Below are 14,889 nucleotides of genomic sequence, written 5' to 3' on the forward strand. Positions count from 1 at the left end.
TTTGAGAATTGGGGACGGGAGCGGTTTTGGCCGTGCCGCCCCCACACGTCAACGGAATTGCCGACACGCCAAAGGACATGACCGACACGCCGCCAGAGCAACCGCGCCGCGGAAGAATTCGACCCTTCGCCGAATTGCTTCACAGCCTGCGCTTTCTCACGCGGGTGCCCATTCCCTTCGCCAACACCATCGATCCGCCGCCGCTCTCGCAATCGATGCGCCTCTTTCCGGTTGCAGGGGCGATGATCGGTGCCGCTGGCGGTGCAGCGCTGGCGGGCTTCAGCTACATCGGCCTGCCCTCCCTGGTTGCAGCCGCACTGACCATGGCGCTCGGCCTGCTGGTGACCGGCGCGCTGCATGAAGATGGCCTCGCCGACACCGCCGACGGCTTCGGCGGCGGCAAGAGCCGGGAGCGCCGGCTCGAGATCATGCGTGACAGCCATATCGGCAGCTATGGCACGCTCGCCCTCGTCGCCAGCATGTTCGTGCGCACCGCCTGCTACGAGACGCTTGCCGGGCTTGACCCGCTGACCGTGGTTGCGGTGCTGGCGGCCTGCGGGGCCTTCTCGCGCGCCCTGATGGTGGACCTGCTGTGGGCCACGCGGCCCGCCCGCGGCGACGGCCTTGCCGTGCATGCCGGAACGCCGGGGCGGAATGGCGCGGCCTTCGCCATCATCACTGCGGCGGCGCTGACGCTGGCGGCGGGTCTTCTTGTCTCGCCGCCGTCGGGCCTGATTGCCCTTGCCGCCGGACTTGGCGTGACGGCCTACATGCGCCGCCTCACCGTGCGGCTGATCGGCGGCCAGACGGGTGATGTCTGCGGCGCGGTGCAGGTGCTGAGCGAACTCGCGATGCTGATCGTGTTCGTGTCAACCGGTGATTAACCCTGCGCGCAGGTTTTCAGACTTCATCAACTGTTGACCAAAGCCTGATCGCTAATTTCCGTGCCCGAGCGCCACACGAAGACGGCGCCGCGTCGGGAGTTGTGTCATGCGCCGGTTTTTGTCGTTTGCCCGTGAGGTTGATGTTCGCGTGCCGAGCCTTGTGCCGAGCACGTTCCTCGCATTTCTCCTGATCGCCGCCGCAGGCATGCCGGGCCTCCAGCCCATGGCACAGGAGGTTCCGCCGCTCCGCCTGATGGCAATGACCGAGGTGGACTCGAGCAATGGCGGACATTTCATCACCAAGGCCAACATCAACGGCGAAGACATTATCGTGCTGGTCGATACCGGCGCCACGGCGGTTGCGCTCTCTTATGAAGATGCGGAAGCCGCGGGCCTGAAGCCGCATGGCCTCGAATATGACGTCAAGGTGATGACCGCCAACGGCGAGGGCAAGGCCGCCCGGGTCAAGCTCCGCTACGTCATGATCGACAATGTGAAGGTGCGCGACGTGGATGGCCTCGTGCTGCAGGAAGGTGCGATGAAGGGCACGCTTCTGGGCATGAGCTTCCTGTCCAAGCTCCGGAGCTTCACCGTCGAGGACGGCAAGCTCATCCTCAAGAACTGACGCTTCACGGCAAAATCATGCCGCATTGGGGCTTTGACAGCGCCGGTTCGGGACTACATTCATGGGCATGATGGACGACTTCCGCTATCCGGGGATCGAAAGCCCCTGTGTGAAGATCTGTGTGGTGGATCCGGAAACGGGTTTCTGCATCGGATGCGGACGCACGCGCGACGAAATCGGCAGCTGGCTGGGCTTCACGCCCGAGGAGCGCCGCGCGGTGATGGCCGGGCTGCCGGAACGGGTGGCCAGCCTGACGCTGCGCAAGACCCGCCGCGGCGGCCGCCGCGCGCGCCTGGCGGATGGCGCGGCTTAGGTCCAAAGACTTTCATCTTCATTCGTCATTCCATCCAAGCATCGCAACGCGATGCGCGAGATGGAACCCCGCTTCCTTCGCGTGTGTCAGCCAAAGCTGGGTTCCATGTCTCGCAACGCACGGCGTTGCTCGCATGGAATGACGGGTGAGTTTTCTACGCCGCATCCGCCACGCGGGCGGCCTGTTCTTCCACGGCGGCGAGCGCCTTCTTCACCACCTCGATGCCGGCGCCATGGCGGGCACCTTCGGTCGAAAGGATCTGCCGCCAGATGCGACCGCCCGGCTGGGCGTGATAGAGACCGAGCATGTGGCGGGTGATGCGATGGAGCGGCAGGCCCTGGGCCAGATGCTCTTCCATGTAGGGCAGCATCGCCTCCACCGCCTCGCGCCGGGTGGCGACGGGGGCCGCTTCATCCGTGTACAGAGGATCGACGGACGCCAGTTCCCACGGCGTCTGGTAGGCGGTGCGGCCAAGCATGACGCCATCCACATGCGCGAGATGGGCGAGCGAGTCCGCCACGCTGGCAATGCCGCCGTTGATCTCGATGCGGAGATCGGGGCGCGACTGCTTCAGGCGGTAGACGCGTTCGTAGTTGAGTGGCGGGATTTCCCGGTTTTCCTTGGGCGAAAGGCCCTGCAGCCAGGCCTTGCGGGCATGGACGATGAAGGTGCTGCATCCGGCCTCGCTCACGCAGGTGATGAAGCGCTGCAGGTCCGCGTCCTCGTCCTGGTCGTCGATGCCGATGCGGCACTTGACGGTAACGGGGATCGAGACGGCCTTGCGCATGGCCTCGACGCACGATGCCACGAGCGGCGGGTCGGCCATCAGGCAGGCACCGAAATTGCCGCCCTGCACCCGGTCCGACGGGCAACCGACATTGAGATTGAGTTCGCGGTAGCCCCAGTCCTCGGCAATCTTCGACGCCTCGGCCAGGATCTCGGGCTCGCTGCCGCCAAGTTGCAGGACCAGCGGGTTTTCTCGGGCATCGAAATCGAGGTGCTGTGGCCGGTTGCCGTGCTTGATGGCGCGGGCCGTGACCATCTCGGTATAGAGCACAGCCGTGCGCGAGAGGACGCGATGGAAGACGCGACAGTGCCGGTCAGTCCAGTCCATCATCGGTGCAACGGCGAATGTTTTACCTTCGTATTTCAATCGTTTGTCCAGAACATCTGCAAGGCCACCTGAAGTTCTATGGTGGCCTGACGGCCCTCTTTACACACGTTTCCCGTCATTTCCACCTCCTTGCCATGTCAGGATGAAGGGCCCGCTTTTCCTTTGTCCCATGCTACATGAAGGGCCCGGCGGAATGCCGCAAGAAGCGAAGGAGCGTGACCAATCATGACTGAATTTTCTGTTGTGGCCGAAGGGCTGGCCTTTCCGGAGGGTCCGGTCTGGATGCCGGATGGCAGCCTGCTCATCGTCGAGTTGGCGGCTGGAACCGTGTCGCGCATTCTGCCCGATGGCCGCAAGCAGGTGATCGCGACGCCGGGCGGCAGTCCGAACGGCGCCGCTCTTGGGCCGGATGGCTTCCTCTACATTTGCAACAGCGGCGGCTTTGCCTGGACGCGACGGGACGGCTACCTCTGGCCCATGCCGGATGCGCCTGAATATTCGGGTGGCCGCATCGAGCGCATCGACATCACCACCGGGAAGGTGGAAGAGCTGTACCGGGCCTGCAACGGTCATCCACTTGCCGGGCCCAACGACCTCGTCTTCGACGCGCATGGCGGCTTCTACTTCACCGACCACGGAAAACGCCGCAGCCGTGATCTTGATTGCGGGGGCCTCTACTACGCCAGGGCGGATGGAAGCCTGATCCGCGAACTGGCCTATCCACTCACCACGCCAAACGGCGTCGGCCTCTCCCCAGACGGCAAGACGGTCTATGCCGCCGAAACCGACAGCGGCCATATCTGGGCGTGGGACGTCGTGGAACCCGGGACGCTGGCCCCGCCGGAGGGATTTCTGCCAGGGCGTCATATTGCGGGTCCGCCCGGCTTCACCTCATGGGATTCCATGGCCGTGGACTGCGCGGGCACGCTTCATGTGGCCTCGCTCTTCAGGGGCGGCATTGCCTCGATTGCACCGGTTGGAACTGCGCTCGGCTTCCTGCCGCTTCCCGATCCGTTGACGACGAACATCTGCTTCGATGCCGACGAGCGCGATGCCTTCGTCACGCTCTCCGGCACGGGCCGGCTGGTGACACTGAAGGCCTCTCACTTGGCGAGGGTCATCACGTAGCGCACGCCGCTGGAGGAGATGAAGGTGACGGTCTTGCCGTCGGCCGTCATGTCGTAGCACGACCAGGCATCGTGGGGCGGCCACTGCGAACAGTACTGGTCGCCACGGACCTCCCAGAGTCCCTGGGAGGCATTGCCGTCTTCGGTGTAGAGTGTGCGGCCCGAAGCGTCGAAGGACTGTTCCACCGCGCGTCCGTCGTTGCTCCCCGCGAAGACATGATCGGCAAGCGCAGCCTTGATCTCTGCGCCCGTGAGTTTCTGTTCGGCCGCCGCTGCCGGATGGGCCAGCAGTACCGCAAGGGCCAGAAGCGTTGATGTTCTCATGTCGATCGGTCTCCGGGCGTAGCTGATCATGCCGCAACTCGAACGGTATCAAGGCTTCCCGCTGCCCGCACATCACATTCGTGGCATCCCCACAGCGTGGGGTTATTTCCGCTTGGTGATCATGCGCTCGAGCAACTGGCCAAGGGCGCCCGCCTCCGCATCGGAGAAATGCCGGCCGACTGCGGCCTCGATGGCGCGGCCGTAAACGGCCCACATGCGGCGGCGGATGGCCTTGCCCGCGTCCGTGATGGTCACCACCTGTCCCCGCCCGTCCTCCTCGCAGAGGCGGCGGGCGATGTAGCCTTCCTTTTCGATGCGGCCCAGCAACCGGGAGAGCTGGTACTGCTCCAGCAGCATGGCGCCTTCCAGTTCGAAGGGCCGCAGACCATCCGCACCCGCCCTCTCGACCTCAAGCAGCACATCGTACCAGACGAGCGGCGGCAACTTCGCGGCCTTCAGGCTGCTTTCGATGGTTTCCATGGCCTGCTGCTGGGCGCGGGTCAGGCGCACCCAGGCTCTGACGGCAGACTCGCTTGGTTTTTCCTTCATGGGGACTTGCTAGCACAAACATGCATTCGCATCCACCTTGACAGATAGATGCATCCGCATTAATTAACATGCATTTGCATCTATCTGGAGTTCTGCCCATGCTCACCCTCGTCAGCCACCATCTCTGCCCATATGTTCAGCGCGCCGTCATCGCGCTCACCGAGAAGAACGTACCGTTCCAGCGGATCGACATTGATCTCTCGAACAAGCCCGCGTGGTTCCTGGAGTTATCGCCCCTCGGCAAGACGCCGGTCCTGCGCGTGGGCGACGAGGCGATTTTCGAGAGTGCGGTCATTCTGGAGTATCTGGAAGAAACGCAGGCCGCGCCGCTCCATCCGCAGGATCCCCTGCTCCGCGCCCGCCATCGCGGTATCATCGAGTTCGGCTCCGCCATCCTGAACGATATTGCCGGCTTCTACTCTGCGCCGGACAAGACCGGCTTCGAGGCCAAGGTGGCGGCGCTTGCGGCCCGCTTTGCCCAGATGGAGACGCGCCTTGGTGACGGCCCCTTCTTCGCAGGCGCACGCTTTTCGCTTGTCGATGCCGTATTCGGACCGGTCTTCCGCTACTTCGACGTGTTCGACCGGATTGGCGATTTCGGCATCCTCGACGGAAAGCCGGGAACCCTTGCGTGGCGCAAGGCGCTGGCGGAGCGGCCGTCAGTCGAATCCGCCGTGGGTGCAGACTATGAGGAGAGGCTCACGGCCTTCTTGCGCAAGCGTCCGTCTCACCTTGCGACGCAGATGAATTGACGGTCGAGCCTCCCCTCACATATCTCTCCCTGCGCCGGGCGATTGCAGGCTAAGCTGGCCTGCATACACCCTTCGCAGGAGAGGTTCCTTGCAACACGTGTCCTTCAAGAACTGCACATGGCTGAACCAGCCGAAGCTCTGGTCAGTCAGCGACAACAGTCTCGAGGTGACGACCGAGGCCAACACGGATTTCTGGCGCAAGACGCATTACGGCTTCGAGCGCGACAGCGGCCATTTCCTCGGCACCACCGTCTCGGGTGACGTCACCGCCGAGATCCGCTTTCGCGCAAACTATGACCACCTTTACGACCAGGCCGGCCTGATGATCCGCATTGATGAAACGCATTGGGTGAAGGCCGGAATCGAATTCACCGATGGCGAAGCCATGCTGAGCACGGTGGTGACGCGCGGCCACTCCGACTGGTCGGTGGGCAAACTTACGGGTGATGCCGGCGACGTGCGCCTGCGGGTGACGCTGGCGAAAGGTGCACTTCGCGTGCAGGCCTCCGCCGATGGCAAGCTCTGGCCCCTCTTCCGGCTGGCGCCCTTCCCCGTGGCGGGCGACTACCGGGTCGGCCCGATGTGCTGCAGTCCGGAGCGCGGCGGGTTCACCTGCCGCTTCTCCGATTTTGCCATCGGCCCTGCCACGTCGAAGGACCTGCACGACCTCACCTGAGCCTCAGCGGCCCAGCGCTTCCACCACGAGCTCCGCCGCGGCGGCGCCCGAGAACTGCTGCTGCCCGGTGATGAGGTTGCCATCGCGCACGGCGAAAGCCTTGAACATGGAGGAGACGATGAAGTTCGTGCCTTCGATCTTCTTCGCTTCCTCCTCGATCCAGAAAGGCTGGATGCGCTTGCCGACGAAGCTGTCGGCAAAGGCCTCTTCCGAATTGGCAAAGCCGGTCCAGGTCTTGCCCTTCACCAGAAGATCGCCATTGGAGAGCTTCGTCTTCAGCAGCACGCAGGTGCCGTGACAGACGACGGCGACGATCTTTCCTGCCTCAAAAGCCTTGGCCACGAAGGCATGAAGGGCTGTGTCGCCGATCATTGTCACCATGGGTGACTGACCACCGGCCAGGAAAATGCCGTCATAGTCCTTGAGGTCCACATCCTTGATCGACTTCGTCCCCTTGAGGAGCGCGGCGTGGGTGGGCGAGAGCTTGAAGCCAAGAGAGATCAGGTCGTGGGCGGAATAGCCGGAGGCGTCCTGCGGGTCGGAGTAGCCGTCAGCCACAAGATCACCGCCCTTGGGCGAGACGATGTCGACGTCATAGCCCGCTTCCGTGAAGGTCCAGTAGGGATGGGTGAGTTCCGCCCACCAGAAGCCGATGGGCCAGCCGGTGGTGGGCGAGGTTGCGGGGTTCGCGGCAATCATCAGGATCTTTTTCTTGCCGTGGATATCGATGGAGGCACTCATGTCGGGTTCCTTTCAATGGGGTTTCGATGTTGGATAGATGAAGCGCGCGAGGTGCGGCGTGAGCCTCGGCATGATGACGTAGGTCATCAGCACGACCTGAAGGGTCACGGTGGCCAGCACGCGGAGCGGCAGTGGCCATCCGCTCATGAAGGGGCCCAGCAGCAGGTTGAGCACCAGCACCAGCGTGAAGACGACGGCGATGAGCACCAGCGCCATGCGGTGGGGCGATGGCTGCGGCACGCGGGTGCCGGGTGGCGGATCGAACCAGAATTCAAGACCGGTGAGGCGCTCCCATGCGGCATCGGCGGCGAAGAAGGGCGCGGCTTCGGCAAGCATGCGGGCGCGGAGGTCCGAGCGCTCGAAAGCTTCGAGAGCCTCTACCGTTTCGAAGCGGAAGATGCTGCGGTATTCGTTGCTGCCCGCCGAGGGGCGGTGAAACTCGGCGCCAAGGTAACCCCTGAACTCCTGTGCGGCCGCCTTCACGAGGCGTTGCAGCCAATCCTCATAGGCGGCTTCCCGGCCGGGCTTCACCTTGCGGCGGACAATGACGGTGACGGGCTCGCTCATGCCGCGACCGCCGCGAAGGCCCAGGCGCGGCCCTTGCCGCGAATGAGGGCTTGGTTGATCCACACCATGGCGAAGGGCTCGAGAAGTCGCGCCTTGGTGATGTCGCCTGCATCAAGGGCTTCGAAGCCGAGGGCGGCGAGAATCGTGGTGGCCTTGGCCTTGGCAGCGGCCTCATTGCCCGCCATCAGCATCACCGGGCGATGCGGCAGGCGGGCGTTGTCCGCCATCATCTCTGCGCCCACCTGATTGAGGGTCTTCACGACATGGGTGCGGGGCAGCCAGCGCTGCACCGTCTCGCCGCCGGAGTCTGTGTGGCCGATGAGGAGCCCGAGTGATCCCGCCACCATGCCGAGCGGGTTCATGCAGTCGATCACCGTTTTGCCGGCGAGATCGCCAAGCTCACGGATGGCGGTTTCGGCGGCGGTCCAGGGGAGCGCGAGGACCACTACGTCTGCGCCGGCGGCGGCATCCTTCGGCGTGGCGATGGTGGCACCCGTTTCCGCCGTGAGTGCGGCCGCCTTTGCGGCGTCATCCGAGCGGCTGCCGAAGACGACAAGATGTCCCTTGCCCTTCAGGCCCTTGGCGATGGCGCGCCCGACGTTTCCGGTTCCGATGATGGCGATCTGCATGTGTCCGACCCTTGCCTCTGTGTGGAAGCCCGGGATAAGACGGTGACGATATCAATGATAACGAATTCAGTTCATGACTGACTTAAGCAATTCCGAACTCCGCCGCCTCGACCTCACGCTGCTGCTGGTCTTCCTCGGCCTGCTCCGCCACCGCAAGGCCAATGCCGTGGCGGATGAATTGGGCCTCACCCAATCGGCAATCAGCCAGGGGCTGAAGCGGCTGCGCGAAATCTTCGGCGACCCGCTCTTTCTCCGCCGCCCGCATGGCATGGAGCCCACCGCAACGGCCCTTGCGCTTGAAGCGAGTGTCTCTGGGGCGGTCGAGAGCCTGCGCGGGGCACTGGGTGCGGCCCGGCAGTTCGATCCTGCGCGGGCGAGCGGCACGCTGCGGATTTCCGCTCTTGATGCCGAGCAGGCCGTGATCATTCCGCGGCTGGCTGCGCGGCTGCGCAAGAGCGCGCCGGGCCTCCGCCTGTCGGTACTGCCGCACGGCCGGGGCGATGCCATCGAGGCGCTGAACGAAGGACAGGCCGATGTGGCGCTCGGCTTCCTGTGGAACTGCCCGCCGCAGATTTCCGGCGAGAAACTCTATGACGAGACTTTCCTCGTGGCGGGGCGCCCCCGCGCCCTGCCCAAGGCGCCGCGCATCAGCCTCGACGACTATTGCAAGGCGGAACACGTGCTGATTTCGCCGGCGGGAGACCTGAAGGGCGTGGTGGATGACAGGCTGGAGGCCATGGGCAAGAGCCGCCGCATCGTGCTCGGCCTGCCCGCCTTCCTGCCCGCGCTTGCCGCCGTCGCGGCTTCAACTGCGATCGTGACGCTGCCCGCCCGCGTGGCGGCGAATTTCGCGAGGGGTTTCGGACTCGTCACGGCCAAGCCGCCGCTGGAGATCCGCTCCTTCGCGGTCTCGGCCTATTGGCACCGCCGCAACGATGCACAGCCGCAATTGCAATGGCTGCGCCAGCACCTGCTCAGCATTGGCAAAGAGAAAAACTGAAACGCACCCTCAGGCGCGGGCGCCCTTCTTCAACAGCTCGCGCGCGATAATCATGCGCTGGATCTGGTTGGTGCCTTCGTAGATCTGGCAGATCTTGGCGTCACGATAGAGGCGCTCCACCTCGAAGCCGCGGATGTAACCCGAGCCGCCGAACACCTGCACCGCATCGGAGGTGCGCTGCACCGCCATGTCGCCCGCAAAGCACTTGGCAATGGAGCAGGATTTCGTTGCGTCCTCGCCGCGGTCAATCTTCGACGCAGCGGAGAGCACGAGGAGACGGGCTGCCTCGATGTCCTTCGCCATGTCAGCCAGCAGCCACTGCACGCCCTGGAATTCCGAAATGGATTTGCCGAACTGCTTGCGCTGGGTGGCATAGTCCACGGCCGCCTCGAGCCCCGCCTGGGTGATGCCGGTGGCGAGAGCGGCGATGCCGACGCGGCCCTTGTCGAGCACGCTCATCATCATGTGGAAGCCGCGGCCCTGCTCGCCGAGAAGGCTTCCGGCATCGAGCTTCACATCGGTGAAGGTGAGCGCGCCCACCTGACTCGCCCGCTGGCCCATCTTGTGTTCCTTGGGCCCGCGCGACACGCCCTTGGCATGGAGATCGACGATGAAGATGGACATGCCGCGGTTGCCGGCCTCCTTGTCGGTGCGGGCGAGCACGAAGCCGAGGTCGGCCACCGGTGCATTGTGGATCCGAATCTTGCCGCCGTTCAGAGTCCAGCCGCTGCCATCGGGCGTGGCGGTGGTGCGGATGCCCGACACGTCGGTGCCCGCCTCCGGCTCGGTGATGCAGTAGGCCACCTTCTTCTTCATGGAGAGCACGTCGGCGATGAGCGTCTTCTGCTCCGCCGTGCCGTGGCGCACCAGCAGCGTGCAGATCAGTTCCACAAGGCCGCACTGGTCGGCGACGCTGGAGTAGCCACGGGCCAGTTCCTCCATCACCACCGCATAGGTGATGGTGTCGAAGCCGGGCCCGCCCAGGGTTTCCGGTACGCCGATGCCGAAGAGGCCGAGGCCGGCCATCTGCTCGTAGATCTCGGTGGGGAAGCGTTCCTCGCGGTCCAGCCTCTCGGCGGCGGGCCTGATCACCGACTCGGCAAAATTGCGCGCCATGTCGCGCACTTGCAGGTGGGTCTCATTGAGAAACATCGGGTTTCCTCCAGGATTCCGGCAAAAAATTCCAAGCCACAATACGCACTATCTAGTTACTTAACAAGCCGTTTGTGCTAAGGCCGGGAAAAGCACCTTCGAACAGGGATGAATACCCCCCATGAACACCTTCTTCCGCCGCACCAAGGGCCGCCTCTTTGGCACATATCCGTTGAAGGGCGAAGTGCTGGCCCAAGCCGTCTCCGCCGCCCTCGCCGCGGGCTACCGCGCCTTCGACACGGCGCAGATGTATGGCAACGAGAAGGACCTCGGCGAGGCGCTGGCAAACAGTGGCCACGTGCGGGACGATCTTTACATCATCACCAAGGTCCACCCCGACAACTTCAGCGAAGCGCGCTTCCTGACAAGCGTGGAGCAGAGCCTGCGTGATCTTCGCGTGAGCAAGGCCGACCTGCTGCTCCTGCACTGGCCGCCCATCGGCGGCGACATCGCGCCCTCGCTCAAGTTGCTGGAAGCTGCGCACACCCGCGGCCTTGCCAACGAGATCGGCGTTTCCAACTACACGGTGGCGATGATGAAGACGGCGAAGCGCATTGTCTCCGCGCCGCTGGCCACCAACCAGGTGGAGTTCCACCCCCTGCTCGACCAATCGAAGCTGCTGGCGGGCGCAGCGGAGACGGGCATTCCCCTCTGTTCCTATTCCGCTGTGGCGCGCGGCGAAGTGTTCAAGCACGCCCTCTTCCACGAGCTTGCCGCAGCCTATGGGCAGACGCCCGCGCAAATTGTGCTGCGCTGGATCTTCCAGAAGGGTGTGGTGGTGAATGCCATGTCGACCAAGCCGGACAACATCCGCGCCAACTGGAACATCACGGACTTCACACTCTCCAGCATCGACATGGCGCGCATCGACGCGCTCACGGCCGTGAACTTCCGTGTCGTGACGAAGCAGCTTGTGCCCTGGGCGCCCGACTGGGACTGAAGCCTAGAAGACGATCTGCGTCTTCAGGTGCTGCGGGCGCTGCGGCACGCTGTCGAAGGCCTGCTGAATGTCGGAAAGCGCAAAGGACGCTTCGGTAAAGCGCTCCGTGGCGAAGCGGCCATGCGCGAGCAATGTCAGTGCATCATGCATGTCCTCACCCATGCCGGCGACCGACCCCTTGAGACTATCCTCGCGCAGGATCGTCTGAACGATATCGACAGGAACGCTGGCGCCCGGCCCGGTGATGCCGAAGAAGGCGACGTGGCCGCCGCGGCGGATGAGCTTGAAGGCTTCCGCATAGAGCGCAGGCGCACCCACGCTTTCGATCACCACGTCGGCGCCGCGGCCGGCGGTCATGGCCAACACCGTCTCGTGAAGCTTGGCCGGATCGGTGACGACGGCATCGGCACCTGCCGCCCGCGCCATCTCGGCGCGCAGTTCCGAAAGTTCCATGACGATGATGGGGGCCGCGCCCACCAGCCGCATCAACTGGATGTGCAGGTTGCCGATGGGGCCTGCCCCAAGCACCACCACCGACTGGCCGAGACCCACCTTCGACTTCCGCGCCGCACGCACCACGCAGGCGACGGGCTCGGTGAGGGCCGCTACGTCGGCCGGCATATCCTCAGGCACAGGGATGACGAGGCGCGACGGTACGGCGATGTACTCCGCGAAGGCACCATCCATGGTGATGCCGAGCTGCTGCATCTCCGGGCAGGAGAGGATTTCGTTGCGGCGGCACCAGAAGCAGCTGCCGCAGCCCACATTGATATCGACCACCACGCGCTGCCCTTCGGTAAAGCGCGAGGCCTCCGCCCCTGTCCCCGCGACGACGCCGACGAATTCGTGGCCGGGCACCAGCGGCAGCTTGTCCGCCGCGTAGTGGCCGTGGAAGATGTGAAGGTCCGTGCCACAGATGCCGGCACGTTCCACCTTGATCAGAACCTCATCCGGCTTTGGCGGGGGGATGGCGCGCTGCTCGATCACGAATTTGCCGGGCTCGACGAGAACGGCGGCGCGCATCTGCCCCATCGCGGTCATTTCACGATCCTGAGCTTGGCGCGGTCAATGGTAAGCGCAATGGCGGCAATGAGGATTAGGCCGAAGAACATCTGCTGCTGCGTGGCGTTGACATCGAGGTAAAGCATGGAGGCGCGGATCACTGCCACGATCAGCGTGCCGATCATCGTGTTGATGACGCCGCCCACACCGCCCGTGAGCGGCGTGCCGCCCACCAGCACGGCAACGATGGCGGGAAGCAGGAAGCCGTTCGCCACGCTGGGCGCACCACCCGACAGCTTCACGGCAAAAAGCAGCCCGGCAAAGGCGGCCAGCGCGCCGGACAAGGCAAAGGCCGCCGTCTTGTATTTCGCAACCGAGATGCCGGATGCCACGGCGGCAAGCTCGCCCGCACCGATCGCCTTCAGATTGCGGCCGATGACGGTGCGGCGCTCGATGAACCAGCAGATCGCGAGCAGCACCGCGGCGATCAGCAGCTCATGGGGAATGCCGCCGGTCTTGCTGATCATCCAGCCGAACAGCGCATCGCGCTGGGCTGCATCCATGGAGACGGAGCGCTGGCCCGACAGCCATTGCGCCACCGAATAGGCAACACCACCCACCGCCAACGTGGAGATGAAGGAAGGTACGAAGAAGCGCGTCGTGACAAAACCGGAAAAGGCGCCGAGGGCCGCACCCAGCAGCACGCAGAAGACGGCCACCCAGGCCCCCATGGAGCCAAGAAGGACGGTGGCCACCACCGTCACCATGTTGGCCATGGACTGGGCCGAGAGATCGATGCCGCCGATGTAGATCGCAAAGGTGATGCCGAGCGCCATGATGAACAGCGGCACGATGTCGGCGGCAAGGCTCAGCATGCTCCAGGGATTGAGGAAGTGGGGATCGATGAGGCTGACGATCACCACGAGCATCGCCAGGGTCATCCAGGGAAGGTGCGGCTTGATGCGTTCCAGGTTCATGTCGCCTGTTCCTATGCCATGTGATGCAGGAGATCGAAGGGCGTGGGCCGCACTGCCTCGCCCTGCTCAAAGCGCTTCTGGATGCGGCCGTCCTTCACGACGATGATGGTATGGGCGAGGCCGATCGCCTCCTCGAAGGTATCCGCCACCAGCAGGATGCCGACGCCATCATCACACATGTCGCGGATCATCTCGTAGACATCTTCCTTGGCGCCGATGTCGAGGCCGCGGGTGGGATGATCGAGCAGCATGATGTCGGAACCGCCGGAACGCCACTTGGAGAGCACCACCTTCTGCTGGTTGCCGCCCGAGAGATTGCCGCAATCGGCAAATTCGGACGAGGCCTTGATCGACAGTTTCCTGATCCAATCCCGTGCCAGCGTCTTCTCGGCGGCGATGTTGAGGATGCCCCCCTTCGAGAAACGCGACTGCTGCGAGAGCGTCATGTTCTCGTAGACATTCATGCCGTTGACGATGCCTTCGACCTTGCGCTCGCGCGGCACGTAGCCGACGCCCGACTCCGCAGCGGCGCGCGGCGACACGTGTTGCAGGGCCTGGCCCTTAATCTTGAGCGTGCCTGCGGTGGGCGTGATCATGCCGTAGATGGCGCGCACGATGCCTTCGCGGCCCGAGCCCTCTGCGCCCACCAGGCACAGCACCTCGCCCGCGTGGATCTTGAAGGAGATGTCCCGCACGCGACCCGGCAGCGAGACGTTGTCGAGTTCGACCAGAACCTTGTTCTCATCAAAGGGCTTGCGGCGGCGCTCGCGGTAATATTCCTTGTCGACGGCGCGTCCCACCATCTTGTGCTGGATGTCCTCGATGGTGGCTTTGCCCTTGGCCACCACGTCCACCACCATGCCGTCCTTCATCACGTAGATGCGGTCGGAGATGGCCAGCACTTCGTCCATGCGGTGCGAGACGAAAATGAAGGAGGCGCGCTTGGTAAGGTCGCGGATGATGCCGAAGAGCAGTTCCACCTCTTCCTTCGAGAGCACCGAGGTGGGCTCATCGAGCAGGATGACGAGATCGCCCGTCACGCGCTCTTCCAATGTCAGCACCTTCGCCAGTTCCACAAGCTGGCGCTGGGCAAAGGAGAGCGACGAGGTCTTGCGGGCCGGATCGATGTCGAGCTTCACCTTCTTCAGCTGCTGGCGCGCAGCGTCGGCCATCGCCGACCAGTTGATGAGCCCGGCCCGGCGGAACTGCGCCTCGTTGCCGAGGAAGATGTTTTCCATCACCGAAAGATTGAGGATCAGCGACTGCTCCTGGAACACCATGCCGATGCCGGCCTGAAGCGCATCGATGGGGCTCGCAAAGCGGACCTCCTTGCCGTCCTTCAGGATCTTGCCGCCATCGGGTGAATAGGCGCCGTAGATCACTTTCATCAGCGTCGACTTGCCGGCGCCGTTCTCGCCCACCAGTCCCACGATCTCGCCGCGCTTCACCGCGAAGTCCACCGCCTTCAGGGCGTGGACGCCGGGGAACTTCTTCTCGATCTTCTGCATCTCGTACAT

18 protein-coding genes are annotated in these 14,889 nt (G+C 64.1%); 8 read left to right on the forward strand and 10 right to left on the reverse strand.

The window, feature by feature from the left end; genetic code table 11:
• Positions 1-32 precede the first annotated feature (32 nt).
• The 3 genes from cobS (at position 33) to QM801_RS12135 (ending at position 1,822) form a co-directional block, all read left to right on the forward strand.
• Positions 33-884 (forward strand): adenosylcobinamide-GDP ribazoletransferase, encoded by an 852-nt coding sequence (gene cobS / locus QM801_RS12125; protein ID WP_415019469.1) that lies wholly within the window; start codon positions 33-35, stop codon positions 882-884.
• 106 nt (positions 885-990) lie between these two features.
• Entirely contained in the window at positions 991-1,509 is a 519-nt protein-coding gene (locus QM801_RS12130) for a TIGR02281 family clan AA aspartic protease (protein ID WP_415019470.1), read from the forward strand.
• A gap of 61 nt (positions 1,510-1,570) precedes the next feature.
• Positions 1,571-1,822: a DUF1289 domain-containing protein gene (locus tag QM801_RS12135; protein WP_415019471.1), complete on the forward strand. Its 252-nt coding sequence runs from the start codon at positions 1,571-1,573 to the stop codon at positions 1,820-1,822.
• A 154-nt stretch (positions 1,823-1,976) separates the two neighbouring features.
• Here the strand turns inward: QM801_RS12135 and dusA are convergent, their stop codons facing one another.
• Complete coding sequence (gene dusA, locus QM801_RS12140) at positions 1,977-2,975, reverse strand: tRNA dihydrouridine(20/20a) synthase DusA (protein WP_415019472.1); 999 nt, start codon at positions 2,973-2,975, stop codon at positions 1,977-1,979.
• A 186-nt stretch (positions 2,976-3,161) separates the two neighbouring features.
• On the opposite strand from dusA, the gene QM801_RS12145 reads away from it, so the two are divergent.
• Positions 3,162-4,064, forward strand: coding sequence for an SMP-30/gluconolactonase/LRE family protein (locus QM801_RS12145; RefSeq protein ID WP_415019473.1), 903 nt, complete (start codon positions 3,162-3,164; stop codon positions 4,062-4,064).
• On the opposite strand, the gene QM801_RS12150 is transcribed toward QM801_RS12145, so the two are convergent.
• Both QM801_RS12150 and QM801_RS12155 read right to left on the reverse strand, forming a co-directional pair.
• Entirely contained in the window at positions 4,040-4,387 is a 348-nt protein-coding gene (locus QM801_RS12150; protein WP_415019474.1) for a hypothetical protein, read from the reverse strand. The two genes, QM801_RS12145 and QM801_RS12150, sit on opposite strands and share 25 nt — an antisense overlap.
• A gap of 102 nt (positions 4,388-4,489) precedes the next feature.
• Positions 4,490-4,936, reverse strand: coding sequence for a MarR family winged helix-turn-helix transcriptional regulator (locus tag QM801_RS12155; protein WP_415019475.1), 447 nt, complete (start codon positions 4,934-4,936; stop codon positions 4,490-4,492).
• A gap of 98 nt (positions 4,937-5,034) precedes the next feature.
• Between QM801_RS12155 and QM801_RS12160 the strand changes: the two genes are divergently transcribed.
• Both QM801_RS12160 and QM801_RS12165 read left to right on the forward strand, forming a co-directional pair.
• The gene (locus QM801_RS12160) at positions 5,035-5,688 is read left to right on the forward strand and encodes a glutathione S-transferase family protein (protein ID WP_415019476.1); all 654 of its coding nucleotides are present in this window, start codon (positions 5,035-5,037) and stop codon (positions 5,686-5,688) included.
• Between the two features lie 88 nt (positions 5,689-5,776).
• Positions 5,777-6,364, forward strand: a complete 588-nt coding sequence (locus QM801_RS12165) for a DUF1349 domain-containing protein (RefSeq protein WP_415019477.1) — start codon at positions 5,777-5,779, stop codon at positions 6,362-6,364.
• A gap of 3 nt (positions 6,365-6,367) precedes the next feature.
• Here the strand turns inward: QM801_RS12165 and QM801_RS12170 are convergent, their stop codons facing one another.
• The 3 genes from QM801_RS12170 to QM801_RS12180 are packed head-to-tail and all read right to left on the reverse strand — an operon-like array spanning position 6,368 to position 8,337.
• The gene (locus tag QM801_RS12170) at positions 6,368-7,105 is read right to left on the reverse strand and encodes a type 1 glutamine amidotransferase domain-containing protein (protein ID WP_415019478.1); all 738 of its coding nucleotides are present in this window, start codon (positions 7,103-7,105) and stop codon (positions 6,368-6,370) included.
• 12 nt (positions 7,106-7,117) lie between these two features.
• Complete coding sequence (locus QM801_RS12175; protein WP_415019479.1) at positions 7,118-7,672, reverse strand: antibiotic biosynthesis monooxygenase; 555 nt, start codon at positions 7,670-7,672, stop codon at positions 7,118-7,120.
• On the reverse strand, positions 7,669-8,337 hold the full coding sequence (locus QM801_RS12180; RefSeq protein WP_415020921.1) for an NADPH-dependent F420 reductase: 669 nt from the start codon (positions 8,335-8,337) through the stop codon (positions 7,669-7,671). Before QM801_RS12180 ends, QM801_RS12175 begins: the two co-directional genes overlap by 4 nt.
• A 37-nt stretch (positions 8,338-8,374) precedes the next feature.
• On the opposite strand from QM801_RS12180, the gene QM801_RS12185 reads away from it, so the two are divergent.
• Positions 8,375-9,301: a LysR family transcriptional regulator gene (locus QM801_RS12185; protein WP_415019480.1), complete on the forward strand. Its 927-nt coding sequence runs from the start codon at positions 8,375-8,377 to the stop codon at positions 9,299-9,301.
• Positions 9,302-9,310: 9 nt separating this feature from the next.
• Here the strand turns inward: QM801_RS12185 and QM801_RS12190 are convergent, their stop codons facing one another.
• On the reverse strand, positions 9,311-10,453 hold the full coding sequence (locus tag QM801_RS12190) for an acyl-CoA dehydrogenase family protein (protein WP_415019481.1): 1,143 nt from the start codon (positions 10,451-10,453) through the stop codon (positions 9,311-9,313).
• A 121-nt stretch (positions 10,454-10,574) separates the two neighbouring features.
• Here QM801_RS12190 and QM801_RS12195 point away from each other — a divergent pair, with 121 nt between their 5' ends.
• Complete coding sequence (locus tag QM801_RS12195) at positions 10,575-11,393, forward strand: aldo/keto reductase (RefSeq protein WP_415019482.1); 819 nt, start codon at positions 10,575-10,577, stop codon at positions 11,391-11,393.
• Positions 11,394-11,396: 3 nt separating this feature from the next.
• On the opposite strand, the gene QM801_RS12200 is transcribed toward QM801_RS12195, so the two are convergent.
• Genes QM801_RS12200 through QM801_RS12210 form a run of 3 tightly spaced genes read right to left on the reverse strand, consistent with a single transcriptional unit; the run spans position 11,397 to position 14,889 of the window.
• Positions 11,397-12,434, reverse strand: a complete 1,038-nt coding sequence (locus QM801_RS12200; protein ID WP_415019483.1) for a zinc-dependent alcohol dehydrogenase — start codon at positions 12,432-12,434, stop codon at positions 11,397-11,399.
• The gene (locus QM801_RS12205; RefSeq protein WP_415019484.1) at positions 12,431-13,372 is read right to left on the reverse strand and encodes an ABC transporter permease; all 942 of its coding nucleotides are present in this window, start codon (positions 13,370-13,372) and stop codon (positions 12,431-12,433) included. The genes QM801_RS12200 and QM801_RS12205 overlap by 4 nt, the downstream gene beginning before the upstream one ends.
• An 11-nt stretch (positions 13,373-13,383) precedes the next feature.
• Positions 13,384-14,889, reverse strand: coding sequence for a sugar ABC transporter ATP-binding protein (locus QM801_RS12210; RefSeq protein WP_415019485.1), 1,506 nt, complete (start codon positions 14,887-14,889; stop codon positions 13,384-13,386).

Source organism: Aestuariivirga sp., assembly GCF_047600585.1.
In the GTDB taxonomy this organism is placed as follows: domain Bacteria; phylum Pseudomonadota; class Alphaproteobacteria; order Rhizobiales; family Aestuariivirgaceae; genus Aestuariivirga.

What these genes read in the sequence shown, in the direction of transcription:
- QM801_RS12130 (WP_415019470.1), top strand. Translation starts at nt 991, where the DNA reads ATGCGCCGGTTTTTGTCGTTTGCCCGTGAGGTTGATGTTCGCGTGCCG.
- QM801_RS12135 (WP_415019471.1), top strand. Translation starts at nt 1,571, where the DNA reads ATGGGCATGATGGACGACTTCCGCTATCCGGGGATCGAAAGCCCCTGT.
- QM801_RS12145 (WP_415019473.1), top strand. Translation starts at nt 3,162, where the DNA reads ATGACTGAATTTTCTGTTGTGGCCGAAGGGCTGGCCTTTCCGGAGGGT.
- QM801_RS12150 (WP_415019474.1), bottom strand. Translation starts at nt 4,387, where the DNA reads ATGAGAACATCAACGCTTCTGGCCCTTGCGGTACTGCTGGCCCATCCG.
- QM801_RS12155 (WP_415019475.1), bottom strand. Translation starts at nt 4,936, where the DNA reads ATGAAGGAAAAACCAAGCGAGTCTGCCGTCAGAGCCTGGGTGCGCCTG.
- QM801_RS12160 (WP_415019476.1), top strand. Translation starts at nt 5,035, where the DNA reads ATGCTCACCCTCGTCAGCCACCATCTCTGCCCATATGTTCAGCGCGCC.
- QM801_RS12170 (WP_415019478.1), bottom strand. Translation starts at nt 7,105, where the DNA reads ATGAGTGCCTCCATCGATATCCACGGCAAGAAAAAGATCCTGATGATT.
- QM801_RS12175 (WP_415019479.1), bottom strand. Translation starts at nt 7,672, where the DNA reads ATGAGCGAGCCCGTCACCGTCATTGTCCGCCGCAAGGTGAAGCCCGGC.
- QM801_RS12185 (WP_415019480.1), top strand. Translation starts at nt 8,375, where the DNA reads ATGACTGACTTAAGCAATTCCGAACTCCGCCGCCTCGACCTCACGCTG.
- QM801_RS12190 (WP_415019481.1), bottom strand. Translation starts at nt 10,453, where the DNA reads ATGTTTCTCAATGAGACCCACCTGCAAGTGCGCGACATGGCGCGCAAT.
- QM801_RS12195 (WP_415019482.1), top strand. Translation starts at nt 10,575, where the DNA reads ATGAACACCTTCTTCCGCCGCACCAAGGGCCGCCTCTTTGGCACATAT.
- QM801_RS12200 (WP_415019483.1), bottom strand. Translation starts at nt 12,434, where the DNA reads ATGACCGCGATGGGGCAGATGCGCGCCGCCGTTCTCGTCGAGCCCGGC.
- QM801_RS12205 (WP_415019484.1), bottom strand. Translation starts at nt 13,372, where the DNA reads ATGAACCTGGAACGCATCAAGCCGCACCTTCCCTGGATGACCCTGGCG.
- QM801_RS12210 (WP_415019485.1), bottom strand. Translation starts at nt 14,889, where the DNA reads ATGTACGAGATGCAGAAGATCGAGAAGAAGTTCCCCGGCGTCCACGCC.